The sequence below is a fragment of the Ruegeria sp. AE3 genome, assembly GCF_056542225.1.
Window position 1 is genome coordinate 1 of record NZ_JBQFZL010000004.1, and the last position, 24,710, is coordinate 24,710.

The window sequence follows — 24,710 nt, forward strand, 5'->3', positions numbered from 1 at the left end:
CAGGGCCTGCGCTTCGCCATCCGCGAAGGCGGCCGCACCGTCGGCGCCGGCGTCGTGTCGAAGATTACTGAATAATTCGCACAAGCGAATGTTTAGACGGAAAGGGCGCCCTTCGGGGCGCCCTTTTTCTGTCGCTATGCGCTTGTTGTCCCTAAGAGTGTGATGAATGCAATAGATCGTAGGGTTTTCTCAGGTTCGGATAAAATCGTTTATATTTTTCATCATTCTGGAAAAGTCCGGTTCGGTCTCAAAAAGTAAATGGTTCGGACTGCTTAGTTGGACAAATGACGCGTTTGGGATTTCTGAGGCCAGCAGCTTCCCCTCAGAAAGTGGTGCCACAGCGTCCATATCACTGTGGAGCACCAAAGTCGGTACTGTGACATCCGGCAACATATCGATTACGTTAATATCGTCAAACATCGCGCGAAATTGGGCAATATTTTCAGCTGGCCCGCAAAGCTTCTGAAATTCGTTGAACCATTGTGTTTCTTCTTTGGTGGCATCCGGCATGAACATCGTTGTCAAAATTTGGCGGATTGCCGGGTTATCGTTACCCCAACTGGTACGGATCAGTTTTACGAGGGCTTCGCTTTCTTCAAATTCAACTTCATTTCCACGTTGTCTGCGTCCCCGCGGATACCCCCCGCTGAGGATAAGGTGGGAAATGCGTTCGGGATGTCGAAGAGCATATGCCACCGAAACGGACGCACCCTGTGACAATCCCAAAACTGCCACGTTTTTAAAGCCGTAGGCGTCGACGACAACTTCCATGTCATCGACCATGCGGTCAAAGCTGATGTCGACATCTTTCCATTGAGACATCCCATTTCCGCGCTGATCATAACGGATGACAGAGAAATGTTGTGAAAGGTGTCGAATATAGTCGCCAAAATCTGGGCTTTGCCAGTCTTGCTCTAGATGTGTCATCCAGCTTCCTGAGATCAGCAAAGGATAACCTTCACCAGAAACGGTATGAGCTATGGATGTTCCGTCATAGGAACGACAGAACTTTACTGGCGGCAAAGAGGACGGTTGACCATTTGGAACTCCGTTGCCTGAGCTTGGCTCTTCATCCGGTTTTATGGATATCGCGCCCAATAGGCGGAAGCCACGTCGCCCCACGGTCTCTAGATAGAGCGGATTTTTGGCGCTATCGCCGAGCGCTTTTCGGATTTCAAAGATGTATTCCCGTACCAGATCCGGGTTCACGTTCAAATCCTGCCAGACCGCCGCTAGAATTTCTTCCTTGGACAGAACGACGCCTGTCTGAGAAATCATAAAGGCCAGAACTTCGGATGCTTTGGGTGACACTGAGGAATTACCCTGGTCCGATGAAAGTGTGCCATCGTCTGGATTTAATTCCCATTGCCTCATGCAGGCCTCCATCGTTGTGTTAAAATTCAACGATATAACAACGATAAGTCAACGGTGCCGTTGTTCGTGAACGGGTAAGCTCAATCGCGAGGCTAACCGGGACTGAAGATAATGCCACAGATGTCGACAAATAATTTGCACCCGAAAACTGCTATCGGCCAACCCGAAACTGCCACTGAAGCTGCCCTTTTGTTGCTACGTATCGCAGATGAGTTGGAGGGAGAGATTTGCCGCGCGCTTTTGGATGGGGATGTTGATTTGGCTCAGCGTTTGGCATTGCCGCAAGCGCGGTTGAAAAAGCTCAGCCCGTTTCTGCGTTAGTCGAAACCGGCTGAGCTTTAAAATAAGTGAATTCCAGCGTGCTAATAAACGGACGCCAGTTTTAGCCCAGAGAGGTTTCCGCCGCTGCCCGAACGGCCCGGATGTTCTGACCGTATACCTCGGGTTGATCCACCGAACCGCCCTTGAAGACAGCCGACCCTGCGACCAGCACGTCGGCCCCCGCTGCGGCAACCAAAGGTGCGGTTTTCGGGTCAACACCACCGTCAATCTCGATATGCACCGGGCGGTCACCGATCATCTGGCGCAGCTTGCGAATCTTGCTGGTCATGTCGATGAACTTCTGGCCGCCAAAGCCGGGGTTCACGGTCATGACGCAGACCAGATCGGTGAGGTCCAGCAGATGTTCGACCGCCTCAGCCGGGGTGCCCGGGTTCAAGGCGACGCCTGCCTTCATGCCTGCGGCGCGGATTGCTTGCAGCGTGCGGTGGGTGTGGCCCCCCGCCTCGACATGCGCGGTCAGAATGTCAGCGCCTGCATCAGCGTAGGCCTGAATGTATGGATCGACCGGCGTGATCATCAGGTGCACGTCCATGACCGTCTTTACATGCGGGCGGAACGCTTTGACGGCTGGCGGGCCAAAGGTCAGGTTCGGGACGAAATGGCCATCCATTACGTCAACATGGACCCAATCCGCGCCCTGCGCTTCGATGGCCTGAATTTCTTGCCCGAAATTGGCAAAGTCGGCGGACAGAATGGACGGCGCGATCTTGATGGTGCGGTCAAAGCTCATATTGGCCTCGTATCAGCTGAAGAGTCGCGGATGCGTATACCCGTGAGGCGGGGCGATGGATACCCCCCGCACGTGTCGTGCCGTTACAAAACTTTCACTACGCTGACACATATCCGTTGAACGGCATCTGTAGCAGTCCGCCAACATGAATTGGGGGTGGCACGTGCTGCGTATCAAGAAACTGACCAAACGCTTTGGTGACAATGTTGCCGTGAATGCCGCGACGCTGGATGTGGACAAGCCATGCATGATCGGGATCATCGGACGGTCGGGCGCGGGCAAGTCCACCCTGCTGCGGATGATTAACCGCCTGACGGATGCCAGCGAAGGCGAAATCCTGTTTGAAGGCCGGGACATCACCCAACTGAAAGGCCGTGACAAACGCGCCTGGCAGGCCGATTGTGCGATGATTTTCCAACAGTTCAACCTGGTGCCGCGCATGGATGTGGTTTCGAACGTGCTGCATGGCACGCTCAACCGTCATTCGACGCTGGCCGCTATGTTCAACCTGTTCCCGATGGATGAAATTCACCGTGCCATCGACATTCTGGACCGGTTGGGAATTGCGGAACACGCTCCGAAACGGGCCGAGGCCTTGTCGGGCGGCCAGCAACAGCGCGTGGCGATTGCGCGGGCGCTGATGCAGGACCCGAGGATTATTCTGGCGGATGAACCAATTGCCTCGCTGGACCCGATGAATGCACAGGTGGTGATGCAGGCGCTGCGCCGCATCCACGAAGAAGATGGCCGTACCGTCATCGCCAACCTGCACACGCTGGACACAGCACGTCGCTATTGCGACCGCGTGGTTGGGATGCGCGACGGGCGCATCGTCTTCGATGGGCTGCCCGAGCAACTGACCACAGGCGTCGCCCGCGAGATCTATGGCGCCGATGCCAGCTTCTCGGAAGAAGCGACATCAACGGAAATCGAAACGCTCGACGCCACGCGAAAGGCGCTGATGGAAGCAGAAGCAACCATCTGAGCCATCCCAACCCCTTTCATCGCCCGGCCCGGTGAGAGGCCGGGGTTATCAAACTGGAGAGAGACAGATGAAAAAACTGATTGCTGCCTTGGTCGCATCCACAACACTGGCTGCACCGGTCATGGCCGAAGAAATCAGCGAATTCCGCATCGGCATTCTGGGTGGCGAGAACGCTCAGGACCGGATGAGCAAAAACGAGTGTCTGCGCGAATACACCGAAGAACTGTTGGGCGTTCCGACCAAACTGTTTGCCCCTGCCGACTATAACGGAGTGATTCAGGGGCTGCTGGGCGGCACGATTGATGTCGCCTGGCTGGGTGCGTCGGGCTATGCCAAAACCTATCTGAGCGACCCCGACGCGGTTGAGCCGGTACTGGTCAAGGTGAACACCGATGGCGGCTACGGCTATTACTCGGTTGGGTTTGCACACAAGGACAGCGGCATCACCTCACTTGAGGACATGAAGGGCAAGGTTTTCGGCTTTGGCGACCCGAATTCGACCTCGGGTTATCTGATCCCGTCGATTGAGATTCCCCAGGCCACCGGAGCAACCATGGAGTCGGGTGACTATTTTGCTGAGGTGAAATTCACCGGCGGTCACGAGCAGACCATCGTTGCGGTGAACAACGGTGACGTAGATGGCGGTGTGACCTGGGCCGATGGTCTCGGCGAGTGGGAAGACGGCTATCAGTCGGGCGCACTGCGCCGCGCTGTGGATGCTGGTCTGGTCGACATGAACGATCTGGTCCAGATCTGGAAATCGGCACCGATCCCGGAAGGTCCGGTTGTACTGCGCAAGGCTCTGCCCGAGGATGTCAAAGCTCAGGTTACCGAATTGTGGAACACGCTGGATGAAAAAGACCGCGAATGTTTCTACGGCGTGGCCGCGGGTGAGGCCAAGAGCTTTGATCCTATCACGCATGAGGCCTACGAGGTCATCATAGAAGCGCGCAAGCTGAAGTCCAACTAAGACTGCATATCCAATGATCGGGGTCTGGCGATGTACCGGACCCCGTTTTCCCTTCAGGAGCATTCCATGACAGACCTTACCGCAGGGTCCTTATCCGTCGATCAGATCCGCAACGACTATACAGCGATGACACGGCGCAAGCGGGTCTATGGTGGTATCCTCCTGATCCTGTTCCTGTCGTTGATGGCGGCAGGGTTTCGCACAGCCGACAATCGGAATGCCGGCAGCTTTGTCGATGGCTGGCACCGTATCCTTGATTACCCCAAAGAGGTTCTGTCCGAAGCGGGGGAAAAGATTGCCGAAATGCCAGCCAATCTGGTCTCGTTCTTCCCAGCCCTGGTCGAGACAATCAACATCGCGGCGGCGGCGACGCTTGTCGGCACAATTGTCGGAACGTTTTTCGCCCTGATGTCGACACGCGGCATGGCGCTGTGGCCGTCATTGATCCCGCTGTTTCGCCGAATATCAGACATCTGCCGCGCCATTCCCGAGATCGTAATTGCGTTGGTTCTGATCTTCATTCTGGGCGGTGGCCCGGTTCCCGCGATGATCGCCATCGCGATTCACACTGCTGGCGCATTAGGCAAACTGTTTTCCGAGGTGAACGAGAACGCCTCGCTGAAACCGGTGGATGGGCTGCATTCCGTGGGTGCCAACTGGTCACAGCGGATGTATCTGGGGGTGATTCCGCAGGTCGGGCCGAACTATGTCAGCTACGCGCTGCTGCGGTTCGAGATCAACATCCGTGCCTCGGCCATTCTTGGATTTGTTGGGGCAGGCGGTCTGGGTTACGAGCTTCGCAATGCCATGTCCTGGGGGCAGGGGCGTTATGACGAAGCCGCGGCCATCTTCATCCTTCTGTTCGTGACAATCGTGGTCGTCGACCAGCTGTCTGGCTACCTGCGCGACCGTCTGACCCATGGCTCGGAAAAAGGAGCTTTGGCATGAGCACCTTCGCAACCAATCTGACTGTCGATGACCTCAAAGCCGAAGCAGATCGCTTGTTCAACCGCAAGAGGCTGATGAACTTCGGGTTGCCTGCTCTGGTTTTCGTCTATCTGATCTATGTCTTTTTTGTTTTTGACGTGTCGGGCCTTGTGGGGCGCGCAAACTGGGCAAATGGCAAGACGCTGGTGGCTGACAGCTATAGCTACAAAACGCATATCGCGCGGGATAATCGCACCGGTGAAGTTTCAGCCGCCATCGAGGGTGAGCGCAAGGGGGCATATCCTGAAGGGCAGGCCCCGGAGTGGGTGGCGCTGGGCGAGACAACTGTGATCGACCTTGAAAAGGGCCATGTCGTGCGTTTCGGTTCGCAGACGGTGGAATATGACATTCCCGGCTATGGCACCATTCGCGCAACACCAACGCGTTCGGCCGGTGTACAGACGGAGTTGCCGGAGGGCGAAGTTCCTGAGTGGATCAACGTCTCTAAAAACCGGCTGTCTGTGACCACGGACGCAGGTCGATTGACTGTCACCCGCAACCGGTCCGAGGTGTTTCGCTATTTCACAGGTTGGGAATTATTCTGGTTCACGCTGGACAGCCCTTATTTCGGCAAGTCCTTCCCGGAACTGGCCAGACTCGCGGCGTCGGGCGAGGCGGGCGCGATCTTTAATGATTTCTGGACCAACAAGATGTGGCGCCATCAGGATGTGGCCTGGGCCATCTTCGAGACGATGCTGATGGCATTTCTGGGCACGTTTGGCGCGGCGATTGTGGCCCTGCCATTGGCCTTCCTTGCGACGCGCAATTTCAACCGGATAACATCCATCCGCTTTGCTACGCGCCGTGTATTCGACTTTGTGCGCGGCGTGGATGCGTTGATCTGGACTGTGGTTCTGGCTCGCGCCTTTGGTCCCGGCCCGTTGACCGGTGCGCTTGCCATTCTGGTGACGGACACCGGGACATTCGGCAAGATATTCTCGGAAGCGTTGGAAAACGTGGATCAGAAGCAGATCGAAGGTGTGCAGTCCACGGGTGCGAACGCCCCGCAACGGTATCGGTTTGGCGTTATCCCTCAGGTTACGCCCGTTTTGCTGAGCCAGCTTTTGTATTTCCTCGAATCCAACACCCGCAGTGCGACGGTGATCGGTGCAATCACGGGCGGCGGCATTGGGTTACTGCTGACGCAGGCAATCATCACGCAGAAAGACTGGGAAGAGGTCGCCTATTACATCATCCTGATCATTCTGATGGTGATGCTGATGGATTGGTTTTCGGGCTGGCTGCGCCGTCGTCTGATCGAGGGTAAGGCGGGTAAAAAGCGCTGGCCGCGCACGCCCGACCCCAAACCGTTCCTGTTGCCCTGAACCGGGTTTGGAGTGACAAGAAAACAGCTCGGTTCAGTGCGGCGCAACCGTTTGAAGAAGCGTCACAGAGCTTATTCCATTACCGTTCATCCCATATTCAGAATAATGCTGACCCGAAAGGCAGCTGAACCGATTTTCGCACCATGCCCAACGGGATGCGACCCCCGGCAGGAGGTCGAGGTCGAGCGGCAGGGGTTGTGGTTTACTCCTCGTTCAGCGTCAGCGTGACACGCTCACCAGCAAAGACGGTTCGACCATATTCGACGGGTCTGCCGTCCGGGTCCGCGTTGATGCCGACCGAAAACAGCACCGGGGCACCTTCGGACAGTTGCAGGTGAAGGGCTTGCGTTGCTGTCGCGCCGCGCGCGGTCAATCGGGTCGAGATGCGGGTGTAGTCCGCGATACCGCTGCGTTGCAGGGCTTTTGTTACTGACTGGGTCTCGGTCAGCGCCTGTAACAGGTTTGGAAAGCGTTCTGCCGGGAAGACGCTTTGAAAAACGGCTATGGGCTGCCCATCCGCCAGCGATAACCCGTCATAGACATGCACCGGGTCGCCTTTGCTCAGACCCAGTGCTTCGGCCTCGGCTTCATCTGCCGCGCGTGTCGTCAGGGCCAGAATTTTCTTTCCCGGTATCTTGCCGCTGGCCGAGACGTTCTTGTGATATCGAACCCTTTTGCCAATCGGATAGTCGGTTGGCCGCGCGGCCACAAAAACGCCCGCACCGCGCCGGGCATGAACCAGACCTTGTTCCGACATGTCGGCCAATGCGCGCCGTACTGTGTGGCGATTGACACCGTATTTGGCGGCCAGCTGCGCTTCGGTCGGCAGGCGGTCACTGGTTTGATACCGCCCTTCGGCAATGTCCGAGGTCAGGCGCAAGGCGATGCTTTTCCAGATCGGCGTTTTGCTCATGTCATCAAATCTTCACACAGTTGGAGATTGCGTGTTGCGCGCACGCAGGCTAATATTTGTCTAGTTGTATAGTTCAAATAGACAACCCGGCCAAGAGGCTTTGATGACAGATCAGACAGAAATCGCGACCGGGGCGCGCAGGGATTGGATGGGTTTGCTGGCCCGTGCACCTGACGACACCCTGATGACCTTGTGGGACGGGATTGAGACCCGCCCGAGCTTTGACTGGCTGCGCCGTCCCGAGGTCGGGAGCGTGATGGTGCGCGGTCGCGCCGGTGGTACCGGAGCGCCGTTCAATATAGGCGAAATGACGGTCACGCGCTGTTCTGTGGTGTTGCAGGATGGAACGGTTGGTCACGGTTATGTTCAGGGCAGGTCGAAACCCAAGGCCGAAGCCGCAGCATTGATTGATGCGATAATGCAGACCGCGGCGGCAGATGAGGTACAGGCGCGGCTGCTCGACCCGCTTCAACAGCAAATACAGGCGGTCAAAAGCACGCGCGCGGCCAAGGCAGCGGCCACCAAGGTTGAGTTTTTCACACTGGTTCGGGGGGAAGATTGATGGCCGTGCAAACACAGTTTTCCGGTGGCTTTCAAAACGCACCTGTCGATGCCGCATATGCGTTCCGCGCGGCGATGACCGTCATGGCGCGCCCGGGCTACATACGCGTCCTGTCGGGCGGCGAACCCCCAGCGCCCCTGTCCGTGGCGGCTGGTACACTGCTGCTGACGTTGTGCGACCCCGAGACCAGGGTTCATCTGGCCGGGGGCACCGATACCGAAGCAATCCGCAATTGGCTGACTTTCCACACGGGCGCACCGCTCGTATCCGCAGCAAAGGCTGATTTTGCCGTTGGCACATGGGACGCATTGGGACCGCTTAACGCCTATCGCATCGGAACGCCGGAATACCCGGATCGTTCTGCAACCCTGATTGTGGAATGCGACCGGCTAGAACAGAGCGGTGCCGTTCTGAGCGGCCCCGGCATCAAAAAGACCGCGTGCTTGTCGCTGCCAGATGTTCCGGCGCTTCAGGGGAATGCGATGCTCTATCCTCTGGGGTGCGATTTCTTTTTTACCTGCGGCAACAGGGTTGCGGCCCTGCCCCGCAGCACGCAGATCACGTCGGAGACCTAAGCGATGTATGTTGCTGTCAAAGGGGGCGAAAAAGCCATCGAGAACGCCCATGCCTGGCTGGCCGAAGAGCGCCGGGGTGCGACCGATGTGGCTGAACTGAGCCTTGCGCAGATCCGGGAACAGCTGAGCCTTGCAGTGAACCGGGTCATGGCGGAAGGTTCGCTATATGACCCCGACCTGGCTGCGCTGGCGATCAAGCAGGCGCGGGGCGATCTGATCGAGGCGATCTTTCTGATCCGCGCCTACCGCACGACGCTGCCGCGTTTTGGCTACTCCAATCCGGTCGAAACGGGTGAGATGGCCTGCGACCGCCGGATTTCGGCCACGTTCAAGGATGCGCCCGGAGGGCAGGTTCTGGGGCCGACTTTCGACTATACGCACCGTTTGCTGGATTTCAAACTGGCCGCGAATGGTGATGTCCCGAATGCTCCGGAAGGTCCTGCACGGCAGGAACCGACGCCGCATATCACCGAATTCCTGAAGGACGAGGACCTCATTCAGGACGAACCGGCAAGTGATGAACCCCCCGGCGACCTGACGCGCGAACCGATGGAATTCCCTGCCAGTCGCCCGTTGCGCCTGCAATCGCTGACACGCGGAGATGAGGGTTTCGTGCTGGGCATGGCCTATTCCACCCAACGCGGTTACGCGCGCAACCACGCGTTTGTGGGTGAATTGCGGATCGGCAAGGTTGCGGTTGAAATGGACATCCCCGAGTTGGGGTTTACCATCGATATCGGCGAGGTCGAACTGACCGAGTGTGAGACGGTGAACCAGTTCAAGGGTTCAAAAACCGAGCCGCCTCAGTTCACGCGCGGTTATGGTCTGGTCTTTGGTCAATCCGAACGAAAGGCCATCGCGATGGCTTTGGTTGATCGCGCGCTGCGGTGGAAGGAACTGGGCGAAGACTATCTGGGCGCGCCTGCGCAGGATGAAGAATTTGTTCTGAGCCACGCGGACAACATTCAGGCGACCGGTTTTCTCGAACACATCAAGCTGCCGCATTACGTGGATTTCCAGTCCGAGCTTGAACTGGTCCGCAAACTGCGCCGCGAGGCTGACGCGCGGATCACGTCAAAGGAGGCTGCGGAATGAGCGGGTTTGTCTTTCTGGTGGTAATGCTGGCAGCGCTGCTGCACGCCACGTGGAACGCGTTGGTCAAGGGTGGGTCGGACAAAAGCGCCGCGATGACGGCTGTGGTGATGGGGCAGGGGTTGTCCGGCCTCCTTCTTCTGCCGTTTGCTCAGCCGCTCGATTGGACGTGCTGGCCCTACCTGCTGGCAGGCATCGGGCTGCATCTGGGCTATCAGCTGTTTCTGATTCAGGCCTACAAGATCGGCGACCTGACCCAGGTCTACCCGATCGCACGCGGTGCCTCGCCGCTCTTGGTTGCGCTTGGTACGGCGCTGTTCTTTGGGGTTACGTTCAGCCAGGCCGAGCTATTGGCGATGGCAATGATCTCGGTCGGGATCGCCTCGATCGCGCTGGTGCGGCGCGCGGATGGCAATTTCAACATGGCTGCTGCAGGGCTGGCGCTGATCACTGGGTTGTTCATCGCCGCCTATTCCATCGTCGACGGGCAAGGCGCGCGCATTGCGGGAACAGCACTGGGCTTCTTCGGCACGCTGACGGCGGCGAATGCGCTGGGCTTTGCCCTGGTGGCGCGGGTTGCGCGACAGGGGTTGTTGCGGCGGGCAGCCAGCCTTTGGCGGCTGGCGGTCCTTGGCGGCGCGGCCTCATTCACCGCCTATGTTCTGGTTGTCTGGGCTTTCACCCAAGCGCCCATCGCGTTGGTCACTGCCTTGCGCGAGTGTTCGATCATCTTTGCACTGATCATCGGCGTGACCTTCCTAAACGAAAGGCTCGACCTGAAAAAGGTCGCCTCAACCGCGCTGACCCTTGCGGGTGCGATCCTTCTGCGCATGAGCCGGAGTTGACCCATGTCTGACTACTACTTCGCCTATCTAGACGAACAAACCAAACGGATGATCCGCAGGGCCATCCTGAAGGGCCTCGCTATTCCGGGGTATCAGGTGCCCTTTGCCAGCCGTGAAATGCCGATGCCTTATGGCTGGGGCACCGGAGGGGTGCAGGTCTCGGCCGCGGCGCTGACGCCTGAGGATACGCTCAAGGTCATCGATCAGGGTGCGGATGACACGACCAACGCGGTGTCGATCCGCAAGTTCTTTGAAAAGACCGCAGGTGTGGAGACGACCGAGGAAACCGAGAAGGCGACGGTGATCCAGACCCGCCACCGCATCCCCGAGGCAAAGTTGCGCGAAGATCAGATCATCGTTTATCAAGTGCCGATCCCGGAACCTCTGCGCTTCCTCGAACCGCGCGAGACCGAGACACGCAAGATGCACAGCCTAGAAGAATATGGGCTGATGCATGTGAAGCTATATGAGGATATCAGCCAGCACGGGGCGATCTCGACCGCTTACGCCTATCCGGTGAAAGTGTCTAGCCGCTATGTGATGGACCCGTCCCCGATCCCGAAATTCGACAACCCGAAGCTCGAAATGGATGCAATCCAGCTGTTCGGTGCCGGGCGCGAGCAGCGCATCTACGCAGTGCCGCCACATACCAGGGTCGTGAGCCTGGACTTCGAGGATTACCCGTTCGAGGCCACCAAGGCCGATCATCCCTGTGACCTGTGCGGGGCCGAGGATAGCTATCTGGATGAAGTCATCATGGATGATGCGGGCAACCGAATGTTTGTCTGTTCGGACACTGATTATTGCCGGTCGCGCCGCGAAGCGGGCCATATGGGCCGACTGGCCGAGGAGAACGCGGCATGACCGCCCTGTTGCAGGCCAAGGGCATCGAAAAGCTCTATGGTGCGCGGATCGGATGCACGGATGTGACTTTTGATCTCTATCCCGGAGAGGTAATGGGGATCGTGGGTGAAAGTGGCTCGGGCAAGTCGACCCTGCTGAATTGTCTGGCCGGTCATCTGGTTCCTGATGCAGGGCAAGTGATCTTTGACACGCGCGCGAATGGGCCGGTGGATACGGTGACCATGTCGGAGCCCGAACGCCGGATGCTGAGCCGTACCGATTGGGCCTTTGTGCATCAGCATGCACGTGACGGGCTGCGGATGTCAGTTAGTGCCGGAGGCAATATTGGTGAACGGCTGATGGCCGTGGGCGAGCGCCACTATGGTGACATCCGAGACAAGGCCATTGACTGGCTGGGTCGGGTCGAGATCGAGGCGGCCCGCGTTGATGACCGGCCCACCGCGTTTTCGGGCGGAATGCAGCAACGTTTGCAGATCGCCCGCAATCTGGTGACTGGCCCGCGACTGGTGTTCATGGACGAACCGACCGGAGGGCTGGATGTCTCGGTTCAGGCGCGGTTGCTGGACCTCTTGCGCGGCTTGGTGCGTGAAATGGGGCTGAGCGCGATCATCGTGACCCATGACCTTGCCGTAGTGCGCCTGCTGGCCGATCGGCTGATGGTGATGAAGGATGGTCATGTGGTTGAGGCCGGGCTGACCGATCAGGTGCTGGATGATCCTCAACACGCCTATACGCAGCTGCTTGTGTCCAGCGTTCTGCAGGTTTGAGTATTTGGGAAAAGGTGAAGCAATGATTGAACTGATCAATGTGAGCAAAAGCTTTACCCTGCACAATCAGGGCGGTGCCGTTATCCCGGTGATGGAAGACGCGTCGCTGAAGGTTGAACCGAGTGAGTGCGTTGCTTTGACGGGGACGTCAGGCGCGGGCAAGTCCACGCTGATGCGCGTGATTTATGGCAATTACCTGGCGGCCTCTGGTCAGGTGTTGGTAGGAGGTCTGGACGTGGCAAAAGCCGAGCCGCGCCAGATCTTGACCCTCCGCCGGGAAACGCTGGGCTATGTCAGTCAATTCCTGCGGGTCGTGCCGCGGGTGCCGACGCTGGACGTTGTGGCAGAGCCTTTGCTGGCCGTGGGTTGCGACAGAATTGAGGCGCTGGAGAAATCCACCGGGTTGCTGAAGCGGTTGAACATTCCTGAGCGACTGTGGACCCTGAGCCCCACAACCTTTTCAGGTGGGGAACAGCAGCGGGTGAACATTGCACGTGGCTTTGCCCATGACTACCCGGTGATGTTGCTGGACGAACCGACGGCAAGCCTGGATGCGCAGAACCGCGAAACCGTGTTGTCACTGATTGAAGAGGCAAAAGGGCGTGGCGCGGCGATTGTCGGGATATTCCACGACCTTGATGCACGTGAGCGTGTCTGTGACCGCGAAGTCAATGTCGCCGACTTCACGCCGGGACTGGCGGCATGACACTTGCCCCTGTCATAGCGATTGTTGGCCCCTCGGGCGTCGGCAAGGACAGTGTCATGGAAGCGTTGGAGGCACAGGTGCGCGGCGCCCGGCGGGTGCGAAGGGTGATCACCCGCCCCGCAGGCGAAGAAGGCGAGGATTTCGACCGGGTTTCGGTCGCAGAATTCCAGCAGATGGAACAGGCAGGCGCTTTCGCGCTGAGCTGGCCCGCGCATGGTCTGTTCTACGGTATCCCTGCTGAGATTTTGCGACAGCGTCAGGGGGCGAATGCGGTTCTGGTCAATCTTTCTCGCCGGGTTCTTTTACAGGCGCAGAAGGTGTTTGGAGACCTGATCGTGATCTCTCTGACGGCAAATGCCGGAGTTTTGGCGCGGCGCCTGTCCGCGCGGGGACGGGAAAGCGCAGACGAGCAGGCGCGGCGGTTGTGTCGCGCCAACGCGGAGTTGCCGGATGGTCTGAACCGGGTCATCGAAGTCGACAATTCCGGCGCGCTGGAAGACACGGTCGCCGAAATCCTGCGCCGCCTTCAACTGGAAAGCGCGTAGCGATGGATCAGGTGAAACCACCCATCTTCTGTCTCGCCCATCAGGGCAAGATCAGTGATCTGGAAGGGCTGTGGCAGCAAAGGGCTCAGATGGGTTTGCAGTGCTTCTTGGGTTGCCCTGAGGGTTGGCTTGTCCAGTTTGCCGCTCAGCGTGATGTGAAATCGAAACGCGTCCAGCACGTAGGGATAACCCCATTTGGTCAGATTGTCGTCCTGCTCGGGGGTCAGCCCGGCGGCGCGGCGGCGCGTCAGTTCAGCCTGAGTGGCAGGTGCGCGAAACCGGTCGAGGTTGCGAACACAGGCCGCGGCCAGCGCATTCAACGCCTGCGTTTCACCCAGCGGGCACAGGGCCAGAAACCGGCCAAGGCGGGCAATTTCCAGACCATCAAGTGTGATGGGCTGCCGGTTTGCAGCCAGTGCTATGCACGCCTGGTGCAATGCGTCAAAGGTCAGGCCATCGCGCAACCGGAACGGTGGTTTCAGGGTCGCGTGCAGCCCGTATTTGCGCGGCACCTCAGTGATGGTCGAAATGTCGATGCCGCCCATGATCGGATGCGCGACCTGCGTTCCCTTTTCCATGTCCCAGCCCAGCCAGCTGGTCGCAAAATCCGTCCAGGCCGCCCCGGCGGGCGGCGCAAAATAGATCGCGTATCGCGTGAATGTCACATTGGCCTCCTATTAAGTGGCCTTCCAATACCTCAGATTGTGTGAAGTTCAGATGACAGAAGACTTGATCCTTGCCAATGCCACGCTTGTGTTGCCGAATGAAACTGTCACCGGCTGTGTTCGAATTGTGGATGACACTATCATCGAAATTGACACCGGGAGTGCAGTTCCCGCAGGTGCGATAGACTGCGAAGGCGACTATGTCAGCCCCGGTCTTGTCGAGTTGCACACGGATAATCTTGAACGCCATATTCAGCCGCGCCCCAATGTACATTGGCCCCATGCCGCCGCCATTCTGGCCCATGACGCGGAACTGGCCAGCGTGGGGATAACAAGTGTGTTCGATGCGATGCGGGTTGGTTCGATCCCGTCCGGCGCCGGACGGTACGGAAAATATGCCCGCGGCCTGTCGCGGGAGTTGTGGGAACTGCGCGAGCAGGATGCGCTTAAGATCAGCCATTTCCTGCATTTGCGGGCAGAGGTGTGTTCCGAGACACTGATCGAAGAACTGGACGAGTTTGGACCCGAGGATAGGGTCGGCCTTGTGTCCATCATGGATCACACCCCCGGCCAGCGTCAGTTTCGCAACATGGGCAAGCTGGAATCCTTTCTGAAGGGCAAATATGCAATGGACGATGATACGTTCTTTCAGCATGTGGCTCAGCTGAAAAGCCTACGTGATCGCAACGGCGATGTGCACGAGGTCGAAACCGTCAAGGCCGCGCGCCGATTTGGGGCCGTTCTTGCCAGTCATGACGATACGACCGAAGATCAGGTGAAGGTCTCGGCAGGTCACGGCATTCGGCTGGCTGAGTTTCCCACAACGGTGGAGGCCGCACGGGCGTGTCATGAACATGGTATCAAGGTTATGATGGGTGCGCCAAACGTTGTACGCGGTGGCTCTCATTCCGGCAATGTTGCGGCCCGCGAATTGGCCGAGCTTGGGCATCTGGACGTAATGTCCTCGGATTACGTGCCGTCGGCCTTGTTATTGTCTGCGGTCATGCTGGGTCAAATGTGGGGCGATATGGCGCGTGGAATGAAGACCGTCACATTGGCCCCGGCGCAGGCCGCCAGGCTGGAGGATCGTGGCGAGTTGCGCGCCAATGCCCGCGCCGATGTTATCCGTTTCCGGATGCGCGCGGGTGTGCCAGCCCTCAACTCAGTTTGGGCGCGCGGTCGCCGTGTGGCGTGATCAGGCCGTATAGAACAGGTAACGGTCCGGCGCGATCGTCTCGGGCCCTTTGATCTGGTTGAAGCCGACAAGGGGCTGGCCGGATATCAACAACCCACCGGGCTGCATCACTTGCGCGATCAACGGGCTGAGGCGTGCGGCCTCGGCCACATCTTCGTGTTTGATGCCACGTCCGAAATCATAATGCGCCAACGCGATCTTGTGCCCTTCGGCCATCAGTTTCCGCAGCATGGGTTCAGCTTCGCCTTGCAGGAAATCTTCGGCCGGTGGGGTGCTTTCGGGATGGCATTGCAGCACACGATCCATCACCCAGATCCGGCGGTGCGGCAGAATTTCTCGCAGGTGGTCATAGGTGCGACCATTGCCCAAACCCATATCCAGCACATCGCCGGGCTGGCCACTGATCTGTTCAGCTGCCCAGTTCAGCCCGTCACGTTGGGCCGTCAGTCGGCGCAGCATGGAATCCAGTCGGCTCATGACGATGTCCTCACTCGTTCTTTGGTGCGACCCAGGGTGTGGCAGGACCGTCCAGCAGATGTTTCAGCAACGCCTCGGTAAAGGCCCAGATGTCCTGATCATGGACGAGGTGATGGGTCAATACTCCAAAAGGCTCGGCGTTGTCTGCGCGGCCTTCGCGCCTGTCCCGCAGGAGGTTAACTGTCTGTGCGATCAGGCGGTCCGGAGAGATCAGACCGCGTGCACCCCGCCAGTCAATCGGGTCAAGATGTGTGTTGACCTGCTCAAGCCCCGTTGCCGCCATTTTTGTTCTGCGGGGCGTTGCCGTTGAAAGAACGCGATACCCCAGCGATGGAAGATGTTCGATGACTTCTGGTGCAATGCGGTTCCACGGAGGGACAAACATCGGCCGCAGGGTGTTGCCGAACAAGGCGCCAAGGCGTGACAATCCTGTCGCGGCATCCGCGACAACCTCGTCCAACGGACGGTTGAGACGAAACTCGGCTTTCTTCTCACCGGCGGGCGCATGGTTCGTGTGGGACCACCCGTGGACCACAGGGATGAGAGTTTCGCCGCGCGTAACATAGTCAGCCAGCGCAGGGGTTGCCGCGTGTGGAATGACGGCCAGATGTACCGGCACGCCCAACTGCGCGGCCAGATCGGACAGCCGGTCCAACTGTGGTGTCAGGTCGTTCGCGTCATCGTCTCGCCACCACAACGGCAACGAAAGGCCCGCTGCATGCCAATGGGTCAGCTCGACCTCAAGTGGGTGCCAGTCCGGGTTCATTTACGCCGCTCCAGCAGGTGCTTGGCGATTTCCACGGTTTGTGCCGCACCATCAAACCCGAAATCCTGCTGCGCGCGGGGCCCATCTGAAATGACGCGCTCTACGGCCTGCGCCAATGCTTGCCCGCTCAGGGTTCGGCTGAGAAGCACCTCGATGGCTGGCAAACTCGACAGGCTTTGCCCACGCAGCCCCTGTTCAACCTCTTTGCCATCATCGAATGGGACAAAAACAGCGGGTGTTCCGCTTTGCAGAATATCCATGGCGGTGTTGTAGCCGCACATGCTGACCGATGCCGCCGCATGGGGCAGCATCTGGCGAAAATCGGGGCGCACAGGTTCCAGAATTGCCGAGGTTTCTTCAGCCAGTTGGGACAGCTCTGCGATCCTTGCCTTGGCATCCGTCCCGCCGATCAACAGGCGCCAGCGCCTGTTGGGCATCTGGCGGGCGGCCTCGATGGCCGCGCGAAAGATCGGTTGCCCGACAGAACCGCCGCCGGCGCTGACAAGGATTTCGCCCTGCCCAACGGACTGCGGATGCGGTAGAGGCAGTTCCGGCGCCACAAAGCCGGTATAATGCAGCCGTTCCGCCAATCGGTCCGACACCGGCCAACTGACCGAAAGCGGTGTGACACTTTCGGTCGAGTGAACAAGAATGCCGTCATAAAAGCGGGTGACGATATCTTCGGTACGCTGGGCCTTGGCAGGTTTGGATGGCGGGGCCAGAATATCGCGGATCGATCCCAGGATGACCGGAGGCTGAGGCAGGGCCCGTGCCGCATTCAGGGCCGCGTCGAATTCCGCTGCCAGCGACCGGCGGCCAAAGGGGAAAAGCTCGGTTATCAGGATTTGCGGCTGAAAGCTGTTTACCGCCTGCACCATGGCTGTCACGCGCGCGCGATGATAATCAGCATCGGCCTCGGCACCGCTTTCAGTCAGAAGCCGGGTGAAATTGGTTCCATCCGATCTGAGCGGTGGCAATCCGAACAGGGTTAGCCCGCTGCTGTCCAGTTGAGGCGCAGGCATTCCGCCCGAAACGACCATGACCTCGTGACCGTCATCCCGAAACGCCCGGCCCAACGTCAGAGCCCGGCTCAGATGCCCTGTTCCCAAAAGGTGCGTGACAACGATCATTACCTTCATGGCAGCGGCCCATGTTTGATCAGGCGAACGGGGTCCGGGTCTGCGGTCATCGTGTTCATATCAACGATATACAGCCGATTGCGCTTGATCTTGAAGGGGGCGGGGCCATCAAAATCCCAACCCCACGCCTGGGCGAGAATGACCCGCATGATGCCAATGTGGCAGACCGCGACCGTGTCCTGCCGCAACCCGGACATCCAGGGGCGCAACCTCGTCCAGACCTCGGCAGGGCTTTCACCGTCAGGCGGGCAAAAATCCCAACTCCAGTCTTCGATATGGCGATACCCGCTGGTTTCATCGGCGATCAGGTCGACGCCTCGAAGTCCTTCCCAGTCGCCCCAATTCATTTCTATCAGCGCGTCCGAGGTTTTCGGGGCGCGCCCAGACACGATGCGTGCCGTCTCGCTGGCGCGCAGCAAGGGGCTGGACCAGATATCGGCGGCGGCCCATGGATCAGGCAAGCGATACCCGGCCAGCTCAGACCGCGCGTCGTCATCCAGCGGAATATCGCTGCGCCCCTGAATGCGCCCTGCGCGGTTCCAGTGGGTATGCCCGTGGCGAAGTAGTGCAAGAAGGGTCATGATACATCCTTCAACAAGGGCCGTAGATGCGCCCACAACCGCGCGGTCGCCTGAGGTATAAGATGACGCTGGGCCACATAGCTGCGCGCATTCTCCCCAAGCGCGTGGCGCTGCGCGGTATCCTCGAGCAGGTTTTGCATGTGATCGGCAAGCCCTCTGGCCCCAGCTTCAACCGGTGGGTAAACCGCAGGTGCCAGCACGTCCCGAACGCCGGGACGATCCTGTGCGACCACGGGCAGGCCTGTCGCCTGCGCCTCAAGATAGACCATACCATAGGCTTCGTTCACACCGGGCCAGACAAGCAGGGACGCCTGTCGGTAGATTTTCTGCAAGGCCACCCGGTCGAGCTGGCCCAGAAAGTGCACCCGGCTTCCGAACGGCGCCATCAGGGTTTCGACTTCAGGCCGCGCCGGACCATCCCCTGCGATGTTCAGGTTCCAGTCACATGTCAGGTGCGAAAGGGCCTCGGCCAAAATCCGGTAGGACGCCAGCTTGTCCCCATGCCGCATCATTCCGACAGTCAGCATGGGGCCGTCCCCGGTCGTAGCCACAGGCAACCCGGTTTCAGGCAGAAATGGCGGCAATTCAACCAGTGCCTGCTTGCCAAAACGGTCCCGTTCCAACGTAATCAGGTCATTGGCTGTGTGGTAGAATATAATATCCGCTGCATCACACGCCTGATGCGCCGCTTGGGCGAAATCGGCCCACGGCCCGTTCAGCCTGCTTGATGCGCGCGTGCTTTCCAGTTGCACATATGGGATGCCGCGCGCCTGGCAGACCTTGGGGCCCAGCAGGTCGGGTGCTTTGTAGTAATTGTGATAAGTCACCCACAGATCTGTATCAAAGGGCAATTCGGCGCTCAGCCGCTGCGCTTCAATCTCAGCCGCGCGAACAAGGGTTCGCTGTAGGTCCCGGTCTCCGATCTTGTCGTAGATGCGCAGGTCCGAGGCCAGTTCGACCTTATCCCCTTGCGCCGCCAAGCCGAGCATAAGGTTTCGCGCCATTTCGCGGTCACCCGAGGGTATCTGGCTGCCGGGGGATTTCATTGGCGCATAAAACGCGACCCGCGCCATTACGCGTCTTCCATGCTCAGGGTTTTCAGCCGTGCCGACAACCGTACAATACCGGGTTCCATTCGAAAATCTGCAATCAGGCGGTCATAGGCTGCACGCGCCATAGATGCTGCCGTTTCCGGATCAGCGGCCAAAGCTGAAATGGCCGAAGCCAATGCAGCCGGGTCGTCATCAGACAGCACGCCATGCGTTCCGGATTGGATGAATTCCGGGATGGCCGAAACCGGTGTCGACAGAATTGGCAACTGCTGCGATGCGGCCTCCATCAACACGTTCGGCAATCCATCCCGGTCCCCGTCCGCAGCAACACGGCTGGGCAAAACAAACAGGTCGGCCTTGCGCATGGCTTCGATCACCTCGGGCTGATCGCAGGCGCCCCTCCAGGTGATGCGGTCCACGATACCAGCAGCGCGCACCTGTTTGTGTAGTGAGTCCCCAAGACCCCCGCCGCCAATGTGGGTCCAATGCCAGTCCAGGTTTTCCGGCAGCAGCGTGAAGGCCGCAATAAGGCGGTCAAAGCCCTTCTTTTCAACCAGCCGCCCAACGGAAATCATGTGAAACGGATCACCAGCGGCGCGTATCCTGCGCTTTGGCGGTTCGGGGAAGCGCGACAGGTCCAGGCCATGATAGATTAGGTCTACGCGGTTGGGGTCATCAGCGAGGCTGCGCAGGTGTTCCGCGCCGATTGCCGTGCAGGTGGCTCCGAAAGCGGCCCCATATGTTGCAGCCTGCAGCTTTTCACGCTTTTCCCAGTCCGGTGAGGTCCAGATATCCTTGGCATGGGCGGAAAAGCTCCATGGCAGACCGCGCATGATGGCCGCATATCGGGCGACGGACGAGGGGGTGTGCATGAAATGGGCATAGAGCCCCTGCGTCTGGGCGGGTAACTCGGCGGCCAGAACACATGCTTGCCCAAACCGGCGGATGCGGTTCGGCGTGGGATCGCGGCGCAGGTCGTGCCGCCAGATCTTGTAGGCCTCGGCATAGCCGGGCAGGTCTTGGGCGGCAGTGCGGGCCGCCCACACCCGCTGTGGCTCCTCATGCAGGTATTCCGGCAGATAGCGAACCTGCCCCAAGAATCGATCGTGCAAAGGGTGACGTTTGGTGTCGGTCGGACGGCGCAGAGACCAGATGTCAAATCGGTGCCCGGCTTCCTGCAAGGCAACAAGTTCCTGAGCGATAAATGTTTCGGACAGTCGCGGCCAGCCTTTGACCACAACCGCCAGATTGGGAGAGGCCGAGTTCATCCAGTGGCTCGTTTCTGTTCCCGTGTCAGCAGGCTGTCAATGCGGTCGGTGACATAGTCCAAACCGTCCAGCAATCCACTTTGGATGGCATGCGACGGCACAGATTGGTGCGGCAGATTGCGGATGGCACGGATCATTGCGTCGGGTGTCAGGCTGTCGCGTCGTTCGTCCAGCATCTTGACCAGCCCCAGCTCTTCCGCGCGTGAGGCCCTTATCCACTGTTCCAGACGAGGTGTGGTGCGTGGAACAATGACGGCCCGTTTGTCGAAGGACAAAACCTCGCAAAACGTGTTGTATCCACCCATGCAGACCACGCCTTCGGCCCCTGCAAACAGCGTTTCGATCTGCGATTCAAATCCAACCGCAGTTACGCGACCATTCAATGCGGCAACCCGTGCTTCGAAATCGTTGCGCAATTCACCCGACAGGAATGGGCCATAGACCAACACGGCACGCGGCGACAGGTCCGGGTCTTTCTCGTAGGCGGACAGCACAAGGTTGACCAGCGCCTTACCATCGCCACCGCCGCCGGGTGTGATCAGGATATAAGGTTGCTGAGGCGGTTCCCCGACCGGGCCGAGATCGCGGCGCAGATATCCCGTCCAGTGAATACGCGATCGCGCTGACGCGCTCAGCCGCAATCCTTGCGTCGGATCGTAGATCGACTGTGATCCGTAAACCCAGATCTCATGATAGAACCGCTCGGTCGCTTCGATGGCTTCTTTGCGTGCCCATTCGGCGGCCAGCACTTCGGGTTCGTCCAGCACATCACGCAGGCCCAGAACCAGTTTCGTACCGCAATGGCGTTCGAGATATTTCAGTGTTGGCAACAGCTCACCCCGGAACCCTGTCGGTTCCTTGTCGACCACCAACACGTCTGGGTCGAACTGCTGAACCGCGGTCTGGATCAATCCCGCACGCAATTCGGTTACTTCGTCGATCCCCATTCCGATTGTGCGCGCGGCATACGAGCCGTCCGCACGCTTGGTCACACCGGGCAGGCGCACATGGTCAACCCGGCGCGGAAAAGTGAAACGGCCTGCCACGGGTGAACCCGTCAGGATCAGCGCCGAGGCGCTTGGGTCCGCCTGCGTGATTGCCGCAGCCAAGGCGCGGGACCGGCGCAAATGCCCCAGACCGAACGTGTCATGGCTGTAAAACAGGATACGCGGCGCGCGGTCCGGTTTAGAATTGGTTGTGCCAAGGCTCATAGTGTTGCCCGTCTTCTTGATCCCAGAGCGAAATCCGCGCGTTCGCTAGCGTTACCGTATATTTCAATACCACGCTTGCCAAAGGCGGATTTGCGCATTTGCAAATGTTTCAAGCATTGCGATTTGGCAACAGCGTTTTGACAACTTCGCGGCATATCGCACCACAGCTAGAGAAGATCGCATAAGGATCCCGATGAAGGCAATCGGGTCGGACCTGAAACTTTTGCCCGGTCATATTCAATTATGGCAAGATTGAAAACACCTGCGAGCATCAGAGTGCGCCAAGAACACGTCCAAACACGATATTGAGACGGAGTGATGCGAGTGTTTGAACTGCCTGAAACGCTTCTGTAATCTGGCCAATATCGGCAAAAACTGGATGCAAGACCCAATGCGAAATAACTTTCCGGCCGTATTTTTTTTGGCGTTGTGGGCCATTTTCCTGAGCGTTCCCACTGGTGCATTGGCGCAGACGTCCTTGATTCCCGGATATTCTTCCGGGTCGGGCAGTTCGTCCGGGACCGACAAGGAAAGTGATTTGGCCGCTGCAATCCGTGCTGCCAGCGATGCAGGCGCGAGTGTCATTGTCATCGACAGTGCCGGTCAGGTTGTGACAACGGCAGGTGGAAAGGATGCAGGTTCGGGGGGCGCGGACAGCGATTCGAGCAACCCGATGGGTGACGGTTCGCAGCTGATGAAGGCGCAAGAGCGGTTCTCGAAATTCCGCGAGTCGATGAATTCCCGTCTCGAGGCGCTGCCCTATTCTATTTTTGAAGTACAGTACATCCTGCGCCAGACCAGCCCAGATGGCCGTATCCAGACCTATGTCGAGGTGTTGGGCTGGAATATCCTGTTCCTGTTACTTGGGCGGTGGCTGTCGATCGAGATTTACGGGAAACGGTTCGCGCGCCGCTGGGTGGTGGCGCGGATCAAGGACGAACCACAGGGTTATCGGGAAAAGATGCCGTTCCTGCTGTTCCGGTTCCTGATGGGGATCGGTGCTACGGTCTTTGCAATGATCATGGCTTTGATCGTCGGGTATCTGATCTTTGGCGAGGCCGAGGATATCTCGGTCCAGTTCACGATCACCGCCATCTTTACGGCTTTTTTCCTGTCGCGCACGGTGTCGGACCTGTGGCGCATGGTCCTGTCGCCTTATCTGAGCCAATATCGATTACCGCCCTTTTCGGACAAGAATGCGCGCAGGCTGTACATCTGGGCGTCCGTGCTGGCGACCTATGATATTTCGGTCGTCCTGTTTTCCACCTGGGTCGCTGATTTTGGGCTGAACTACAACGTCTACGCCATGGTGTATGGCGGTCTGACGATGCTGGGCGCGCTGGGTAATATTCTGATGATCCTATTCAACGCCCGTGCCATCTCGAACGCGATCCGGGGTGGGCGGGCATCCGAACAGGTGTCTTGGCTGCTGCGGTTTGTGTCATTTGGCTGGGCGCCGGCATTGATCATCTATGTCGTGTTCAGCTGGTTCCGTCTGGCTGTTGATCTGGCGCTGGAGCATCCGACACCGCTGCCGTTGATTGCAAGCAGCTATCTGATCTTCATGTCCGTGGTCGTGGCCTATGGTGCAATGAACTACCTGCTGGAGCGGTATTTTGACCGCTCGCGCATGATTAGCGAAATAAACGGGGAAGCCGAGGCAGCGGATGAAGGCGTCATGGCGGCGGATATACCCGAGGCTGAACAGCCGAAGCAGCATCTTCTGACTTATGAAGACCTGGCCCGCCGGGTAGCCGGAATTCTGGCTTTCGTGCTCGGGGCTTATGCGCTTGTCGTGATATGGTACCCGAACGCGGACTGGAGCGAGGATCTGCCGGTAGAACGTGCGCTGGATGTGATGGTCGTCCTGTTTATCGGGTACATCCTGTTTCATTTCTTTCGGATCTGGATCGACAGCAAGATCGCTGAAGAATCCGACGATGGCACCGAGGTTGAACTGGGCGACGAAGGCGGGGAAGGCGGGCAAAGCCGTCTGGCAACGTTGTTGCCACTTTTCCGGGGCGCAATTCTGGCTGTTGTCGTGGTCACGATCGTACTAATTGTCCTGATGGAACTGGGTATCAATGTCAGCCCGTTGTTTGCGGGTGCCGGTGTGGTTGGTCTGGCCGTGGGTTTCGGGTCGCAAACGCTGGTGCGCGACATTTTTTCCGGCGCATTCTTCCTGCTGGATGATGCGTTCCGGAAAGGGGAATATATCGACATTGGGGATGTGAAAGGGACGGTCGAGAAAATCTCGGTCAGGTCCATGCAACTGCGTCACCATCTGGGTGCGCTGAACACCATTCCCTTTGGCGAGATCAAAGTGCTGACCAACTATTCGCGCGATTGGGTGATCATGAAGCTGCCGCTGCGCGTGACCTATGACACCGATGTCGAGAAGGTTCGCAAGTTGATCAAGAAATTGGGTCAGGAACTGTTGGCCGATCCCGTAATCGGAGACAATTTCATCCAACCGCTGAAGTCACAGGGCGTGATCGAGATGCAGGATTCAGCGATGATCATCCGGGTCAAGTTCATGACGAAACCCGGCGACCAGTGGCTGGTTCGCAAAAAGGTCTATCAGGACATTCGCGAGCTGTTCGCGCGAGAGGGGATCAAGTTTGCGCATCGCGAGGTCACTGTAAGATTGGCAGATGGCAAAGAGGCGGAAGACCTGACACCAAAACAGCGTGAGGCTGTGACAGGGGCTGTTCAGGCCGCAATTGACGAGGACTATCTGGACGATATCGGGCCGGATGGCGACGACCGGTAGA

27 protein-coding genes are annotated in these 24,710 nt (G+C 58.6%); 16 read left to right on the forward strand and 11 right to left on the reverse strand.

Annotation, left to right across the window (positions count from 1 at the left end; translation table 11 throughout):
* A partial coding sequence (locus ACR0NZ_RS10075) for an EF-Tu C-terminal domain-related protein (protein WP_203238105.1) occupies positions 1-75 on the forward strand: 75 nt, incomplete at its 5' end.
* 114 nt (positions 76-189) lie between these two features.
* On the opposite strand, the gene ACR0NZ_RS10080 is transcribed toward ACR0NZ_RS10075, so the two are convergent.
* Complete coding sequence (locus ACR0NZ_RS10080) at positions 190-1,374, reverse strand: alpha/beta hydrolase (protein ID WP_480518641.1); 1,185 nt, start codon at positions 1,372-1,374, stop codon at positions 190-192.
* A 120-nt stretch (positions 1,375-1,494) separates the two neighbouring features.
* Here ACR0NZ_RS10080 and ACR0NZ_RS10085 point away from each other — a divergent pair, with 120 nt between their 5' ends.
* Positions 1,495-1,695, forward strand: a complete 201-nt coding sequence (locus ACR0NZ_RS10085) for a hypothetical protein (RefSeq protein ID WP_480518643.1) — start codon at positions 1,495-1,497, stop codon at positions 1,693-1,695.
* A gap of 61 nt (positions 1,696-1,756) precedes the next feature.
* Here ACR0NZ_RS10085 and rpe read toward each other — a convergent pair whose 3' ends face one another.
* Positions 1,757-2,446, reverse strand: coding sequence for a ribulose-phosphate 3-epimerase (gene rpe, locus ACR0NZ_RS10090; RefSeq protein ID WP_480518645.1), 690 nt, complete (start codon positions 2,444-2,446; stop codon positions 1,757-1,759).
* Between the two features lie 163 nt (positions 2,447-2,609).
* On the opposite strand from rpe, the gene phnC reads away from it, so the two are divergent.
* The 4 genes from phnC (at position 2,610) to phnE (ACR0NZ_RS10110) (ending at position 6,713) form a co-directional block, all read left to right on the forward strand.
* On the forward strand, positions 2,610-3,431 hold the full coding sequence (gene phnC / locus ACR0NZ_RS10095) for a phosphonate ABC transporter ATP-binding protein (protein ID WP_267365713.1): 822 nt from the start codon (positions 2,610-2,612) through the stop codon (positions 3,429-3,431).
* A gap of 67 nt (positions 3,432-3,498) precedes the next feature.
* Positions 3,499-4,401, forward strand: a complete 903-nt coding sequence (gene phnD, locus ACR0NZ_RS10100) for a phosphonate ABC transporter substrate-binding protein (protein WP_480473844.1) — start codon at positions 3,499-3,501, stop codon at positions 4,399-4,401.
* 66 nt (positions 4,402-4,467) lie between these two features.
* Positions 4,468-5,349 carry a phosphonate ABC transporter, permease protein PhnE gene (gene phnE / locus ACR0NZ_RS10105; protein WP_480518647.1) on the forward strand — a complete coding sequence of 294 codons (882 nt, stop codon included), beginning with the start codon at positions 4,468-4,470 and terminating at the stop codon, positions 5,347-5,349.
* A complete protein-coding gene (phnE, locus tag ACR0NZ_RS10110; protein WP_480518649.1) occupies positions 5,346-6,713 on the forward strand; it encodes a phosphonate ABC transporter, permease protein PhnE in 1,368 nt (455 codons plus the stop codon). The genes phnE (ACR0NZ_RS10105) and phnE (ACR0NZ_RS10110) overlap by 4 nt, the downstream gene beginning before the upstream one ends.
* A 202-nt stretch (positions 6,714-6,915) precedes the next feature.
* Here phnE (ACR0NZ_RS10110) and phnF read toward each other — a convergent pair whose 3' ends face one another.
* Positions 6,916-7,626, reverse strand: a complete 711-nt coding sequence (phnF, locus tag ACR0NZ_RS10115; protein ID WP_480518651.1) for a phosphonate metabolism transcriptional regulator PhnF — start codon at positions 7,624-7,626, stop codon at positions 6,916-6,918.
* Positions 7,627-7,729: 103 nt separating this feature from the next.
* Here phnF and phnG point away from each other — a divergent pair, with 103 nt between their 5' ends.
* The 8 genes from phnG to phnN are packed head-to-tail and all read left to right on the forward strand — an operon-like array spanning position 7,730 to position 13,582.
* Positions 7,730-8,188 carry a phosphonate C-P lyase system protein PhnG gene (gene phnG / locus ACR0NZ_RS10120; RefSeq protein WP_480518653.1) on the forward strand — a complete coding sequence of 153 codons (459 nt, stop codon included), beginning with the start codon at positions 7,730-7,732 and terminating at the stop codon, positions 8,186-8,188.
* The gene (gene phnH / locus ACR0NZ_RS10125; protein ID WP_480518655.1) at positions 8,188-8,763 is read left to right on the forward strand and encodes a phosphonate C-P lyase system protein PhnH; all 576 of its coding nucleotides are present in this window, start codon (positions 8,188-8,190) and stop codon (positions 8,761-8,763) included. The genes phnG and phnH overlap by 1 nt, the downstream gene beginning before the upstream one ends.
* A gap of 3 nt (positions 8,764-8,766) precedes the next feature.
* The gene (locus tag ACR0NZ_RS10130) at positions 8,767-9,858 is read left to right on the forward strand and encodes a carbon-phosphorus lyase complex subunit (protein ID WP_480518657.1); all 1,092 of its coding nucleotides are present in this window, start codon (positions 8,767-8,769) and stop codon (positions 9,856-9,858) included.
* A complete protein-coding gene (locus tag ACR0NZ_RS10135) occupies positions 9,855-10,700 on the forward strand; it encodes an EamA family transporter (RefSeq protein ID WP_480518659.1) in 846 nt (281 codons plus the stop codon). Before ACR0NZ_RS10130 ends, ACR0NZ_RS10135 begins: the two co-directional genes overlap by 4 nt.
* Before the next feature lie 3 nt (positions 10,701-10,703).
* Positions 10,704-11,564 carry an alpha-D-ribose 1-methylphosphonate 5-phosphate C-P-lyase PhnJ gene (locus tag ACR0NZ_RS10140; RefSeq protein ID WP_480518661.1) on the forward strand — a complete coding sequence of 287 codons (861 nt, stop codon included), beginning with the start codon at positions 10,704-10,706 and terminating at the stop codon, positions 11,562-11,564.
* Positions 11,561-12,331: a phosphonate C-P lyase system protein PhnK gene (phnK, locus tag ACR0NZ_RS10145; protein ID WP_480518663.1), complete on the forward strand. Its 771-nt coding sequence runs from the start codon at positions 11,561-11,563 to the stop codon at positions 12,329-12,331. Before ACR0NZ_RS10140 ends, phnK begins: the two co-directional genes overlap by 4 nt.
* 22 nt (positions 12,332-12,353) lie before the next feature.
* Positions 12,354-13,037: a phosphonate C-P lyase system protein PhnL gene (gene phnL / locus ACR0NZ_RS10150; protein ID WP_480518666.1), complete on the forward strand. Its 684-nt coding sequence runs from the start codon at positions 12,354-12,356 to the stop codon at positions 13,035-13,037.
* A complete protein-coding gene (gene phnN, locus ACR0NZ_RS10155) occupies positions 13,034-13,582 on the forward strand; it encodes a phosphonate metabolism protein/1,5-bisphosphokinase (PRPP-forming) PhnN (RefSeq protein ID WP_480518668.1) in 549 nt (182 codons plus the stop codon). The genes phnL and phnN overlap by 4 nt, the downstream gene beginning before the upstream one ends.
* Here the strand turns inward: phnN and ACR0NZ_RS10160 are convergent.
* On the reverse strand, positions 13,564-14,247 hold the full coding sequence (locus tag ACR0NZ_RS10160) for a DUF1045 domain-containing protein (protein WP_480518670.1): 684 nt from the start codon (positions 14,245-14,247) through the stop codon (positions 13,564-13,566). The genes phnN and ACR0NZ_RS10160 overlap by 19 nt on opposite strands.
* A 52-nt stretch (positions 14,248-14,299) precedes the next feature.
* Here ACR0NZ_RS10160 and ACR0NZ_RS10165 point away from each other — a divergent pair, with 52 nt between their 5' ends.
* A complete protein-coding gene (locus tag ACR0NZ_RS10165; protein WP_480518672.1) occupies positions 14,300-15,442 on the forward strand; it encodes an alpha-D-ribose 1-methylphosphonate 5-triphosphate diphosphatase in 1,143 nt (380 codons plus the stop codon).
* Here the strand turns inward: ACR0NZ_RS10165 and ACR0NZ_RS10170 are convergent, their stop codons facing one another.
* Genes ACR0NZ_RS10170 through ACR0NZ_RS10200 form a run of 7 tightly spaced genes read right to left on the reverse strand, consistent with a single transcriptional unit; the run spans position 15,443 to position 21,936 of the window.
* Positions 15,443-15,919 (reverse strand): class I SAM-dependent methyltransferase, encoded by a 477-nt coding sequence (locus tag ACR0NZ_RS10170; RefSeq protein ID WP_480473829.1) that lies wholly within the window; start codon positions 15,917-15,919, stop codon positions 15,443-15,445.
* A 10-nt stretch (positions 15,920-15,929) separates the two neighbouring features.
* Complete coding sequence (locus tag ACR0NZ_RS10175; protein WP_480518674.1) at positions 15,930-16,685, reverse strand: polysaccharide deacetylase family protein; 756 nt, start codon at positions 16,683-16,685, stop codon at positions 15,930-15,932.
* Positions 16,682-17,824 (reverse strand): glycosyltransferase family protein, encoded by a 1,143-nt coding sequence (locus ACR0NZ_RS10180; RefSeq protein ID WP_480518676.1) that lies wholly within the window; start codon positions 17,822-17,824, stop codon positions 16,682-16,684. The genes ACR0NZ_RS10175 and ACR0NZ_RS10180 overlap by 4 nt, the downstream gene beginning before the upstream one ends.
* Positions 17,821-18,405 carry a histidine phosphatase family protein gene (locus tag ACR0NZ_RS10185; protein WP_480518678.1) on the reverse strand — a complete coding sequence of 195 codons (585 nt, stop codon included), beginning with the start codon at positions 18,403-18,405 and terminating at the stop codon, positions 17,821-17,823. Before ACR0NZ_RS10185 ends, ACR0NZ_RS10180 begins: the two co-directional genes overlap by 4 nt.
* Positions 18,402-19,478: a glycosyltransferase family 4 protein gene (locus ACR0NZ_RS10190; protein ID WP_480518680.1), complete on the reverse strand. Its 1,077-nt coding sequence runs from the start codon at positions 19,476-19,478 to the stop codon at positions 18,402-18,404. Before ACR0NZ_RS10190 ends, ACR0NZ_RS10185 begins: the two co-directional genes overlap by 4 nt.
* Positions 19,478-20,725, reverse strand: a complete 1,248-nt coding sequence (locus ACR0NZ_RS10195) for a glycosyltransferase family 4 protein (protein WP_480518682.1) — start codon at positions 20,723-20,725, stop codon at positions 19,478-19,480. The genes ACR0NZ_RS10190 and ACR0NZ_RS10195 overlap by 1 nt, the downstream gene beginning before the upstream one ends.
* Positions 20,722-21,936 carry a glycosyltransferase family protein gene (locus ACR0NZ_RS10200; RefSeq protein WP_480473823.1) on the reverse strand — a complete coding sequence of 405 codons (1,215 nt, stop codon included), beginning with the start codon at positions 21,934-21,936 and terminating at the stop codon, positions 20,722-20,724. The genes ACR0NZ_RS10195 and ACR0NZ_RS10200 overlap by 4 nt, the downstream gene beginning before the upstream one ends.
* 391 nt (positions 21,937-22,327) lie before the next feature.
* Between ACR0NZ_RS10200 and ACR0NZ_RS10205 the strand changes: the two genes are divergently transcribed.
* Complete coding sequence (locus ACR0NZ_RS10205) at positions 22,328-24,709, forward strand: mechanosensitive ion channel domain-containing protein (protein WP_480473822.1); 2,382 nt, start codon at positions 22,328-22,330, stop codon at positions 24,707-24,709.
* The last annotated feature ends 1 nt before the right edge of the window (position 24,710 follow it).

Excerpts from the sequence above, each read along its gene's own strand:
- ACR0NZ_RS10080 (WP_480518641.1), bottom strand. The coding sequence starts at position 1,374 with ATGAGGCAATGGGAATTAAATCCAGACGATGGCACACTTTCATCGGAC.
- ACR0NZ_RS10085 (WP_480518643.1), top strand. The coding sequence starts at position 1,495 with ATGTCGACAAATAATTTGCACCCGAAAACTGCTATCGGCCAACCCGAA.
- rpe (WP_480518645.1), bottom strand. The coding sequence starts at position 2,446 with ATGAGCTTTGACCGCACCATCAAGATCGCGCCGTCCATTCTGTCCGCC.
- phnD (WP_480473844.1), top strand. The coding sequence starts at position 3,499 with ATGAAAAAACTGATTGCTGCCTTGGTCGCATCCACAACACTGGCTGCA.
- phnE (WP_480518647.1), top strand. The coding sequence starts at position 4,468 with ATGACAGACCTTACCGCAGGGTCCTTATCCGTCGATCAGATCCGCAAC.
- phnE (WP_480518649.1), top strand. The coding sequence starts at position 5,346 with ATGAGCACCTTCGCAACCAATCTGACTGTCGATGACCTCAAAGCCGAA.
- phnF (WP_480518651.1), bottom strand. The coding sequence starts at position 7,626 with ATGAGCAAAACGCCGATCTGGAAAAGCATCGCCTTGCGCCTGACCTCG.
- phnG (WP_480518653.1), top strand. The coding sequence starts at position 7,730 with ATGACAGATCAGACAGAAATCGCGACCGGGGCGCGCAGGGATTGGATG.
- phnH (WP_480518655.1), top strand. The coding sequence starts at position 8,188 with ATGGCCGTGCAAACACAGTTTTCCGGTGGCTTTCAAAACGCACCTGTC.
- ACR0NZ_RS10130 (WP_480518657.1), top strand. The coding sequence starts at position 8,767 with ATGTATGTTGCTGTCAAAGGGGGCGAAAAAGCCATCGAGAACGCCCAT.
- ACR0NZ_RS10135 (WP_480518659.1), top strand. The coding sequence starts at position 9,855 with ATGAGCGGGTTTGTCTTTCTGGTGGTAATGCTGGCAGCGCTGCTGCAC.
- ACR0NZ_RS10140 (WP_480518661.1), top strand. The coding sequence starts at position 10,704 with ATGTCTGACTACTACTTCGCCTATCTAGACGAACAAACCAAACGGATG.
- phnK (WP_480518663.1), top strand. The coding sequence starts at position 11,561 with ATGACCGCCCTGTTGCAGGCCAAGGGCATCGAAAAGCTCTATGGTGCG.
- phnL (WP_480518666.1), top strand. The coding sequence starts at position 12,354 with ATGATTGAACTGATCAATGTGAGCAAAAGCTTTACCCTGCACAATCAG.
- phnN (WP_480518668.1), top strand. The coding sequence starts at position 13,034 with ATGACACTTGCCCCTGTCATAGCGATTGTTGGCCCCTCGGGCGTCGGC.
- ACR0NZ_RS10165 (WP_480518672.1), top strand. The coding sequence starts at position 14,300 with ATGACAGAAGACTTGATCCTTGCCAATGCCACGCTTGTGTTGCCGAAT.
- ACR0NZ_RS10170 (WP_480473829.1), bottom strand. The coding sequence starts at position 15,919 with ATGAGCCGACTGGATTCCATGCTGCGCCGACTGACGGCCCAACGTGAC.
- ACR0NZ_RS10175 (WP_480518674.1), bottom strand. The coding sequence starts at position 16,685 with ATGAACCCGGACTGGCACCCACTTGAGGTCGAGCTGACCCATTGGCAT.
- ACR0NZ_RS10180 (WP_480518676.1), bottom strand. The coding sequence starts at position 17,824 with ATGAAGGTAATGATCGTTGTCACGCACCTTTTGGGAACAGGGCATCTG.
- ACR0NZ_RS10185 (WP_480518678.1), bottom strand. The coding sequence starts at position 18,405 with ATGACCCTTCTTGCACTACTTCGCCACGGGCATACCCACTGGAACCGC.
- ACR0NZ_RS10190 (WP_480518680.1), bottom strand. The coding sequence starts at position 19,478 with ATGGCGCGGGTCGCGTTTTATGCGCCAATGAAATCCCCCGGCAGCCAG.
- ACR0NZ_RS10195 (WP_480518682.1), bottom strand. The coding sequence starts at position 20,725 with ATGAACTCGGCCTCTCCCAATCTGGCGGTTGTGGTCAAAGGCTGGCCG.
- ACR0NZ_RS10200 (WP_480473823.1), bottom strand. The coding sequence starts at position 21,936 with ATGAGCCTTGGCACAACCAATTCTAAACCGGACCGCGCGCCGCGTATC.
- ACR0NZ_RS10205 (WP_480473822.1), top strand. The coding sequence starts at position 22,328 with ATGCGAAATAACTTTCCGGCCGTATTTTTTTTGGCGTTGTGGGCCATT.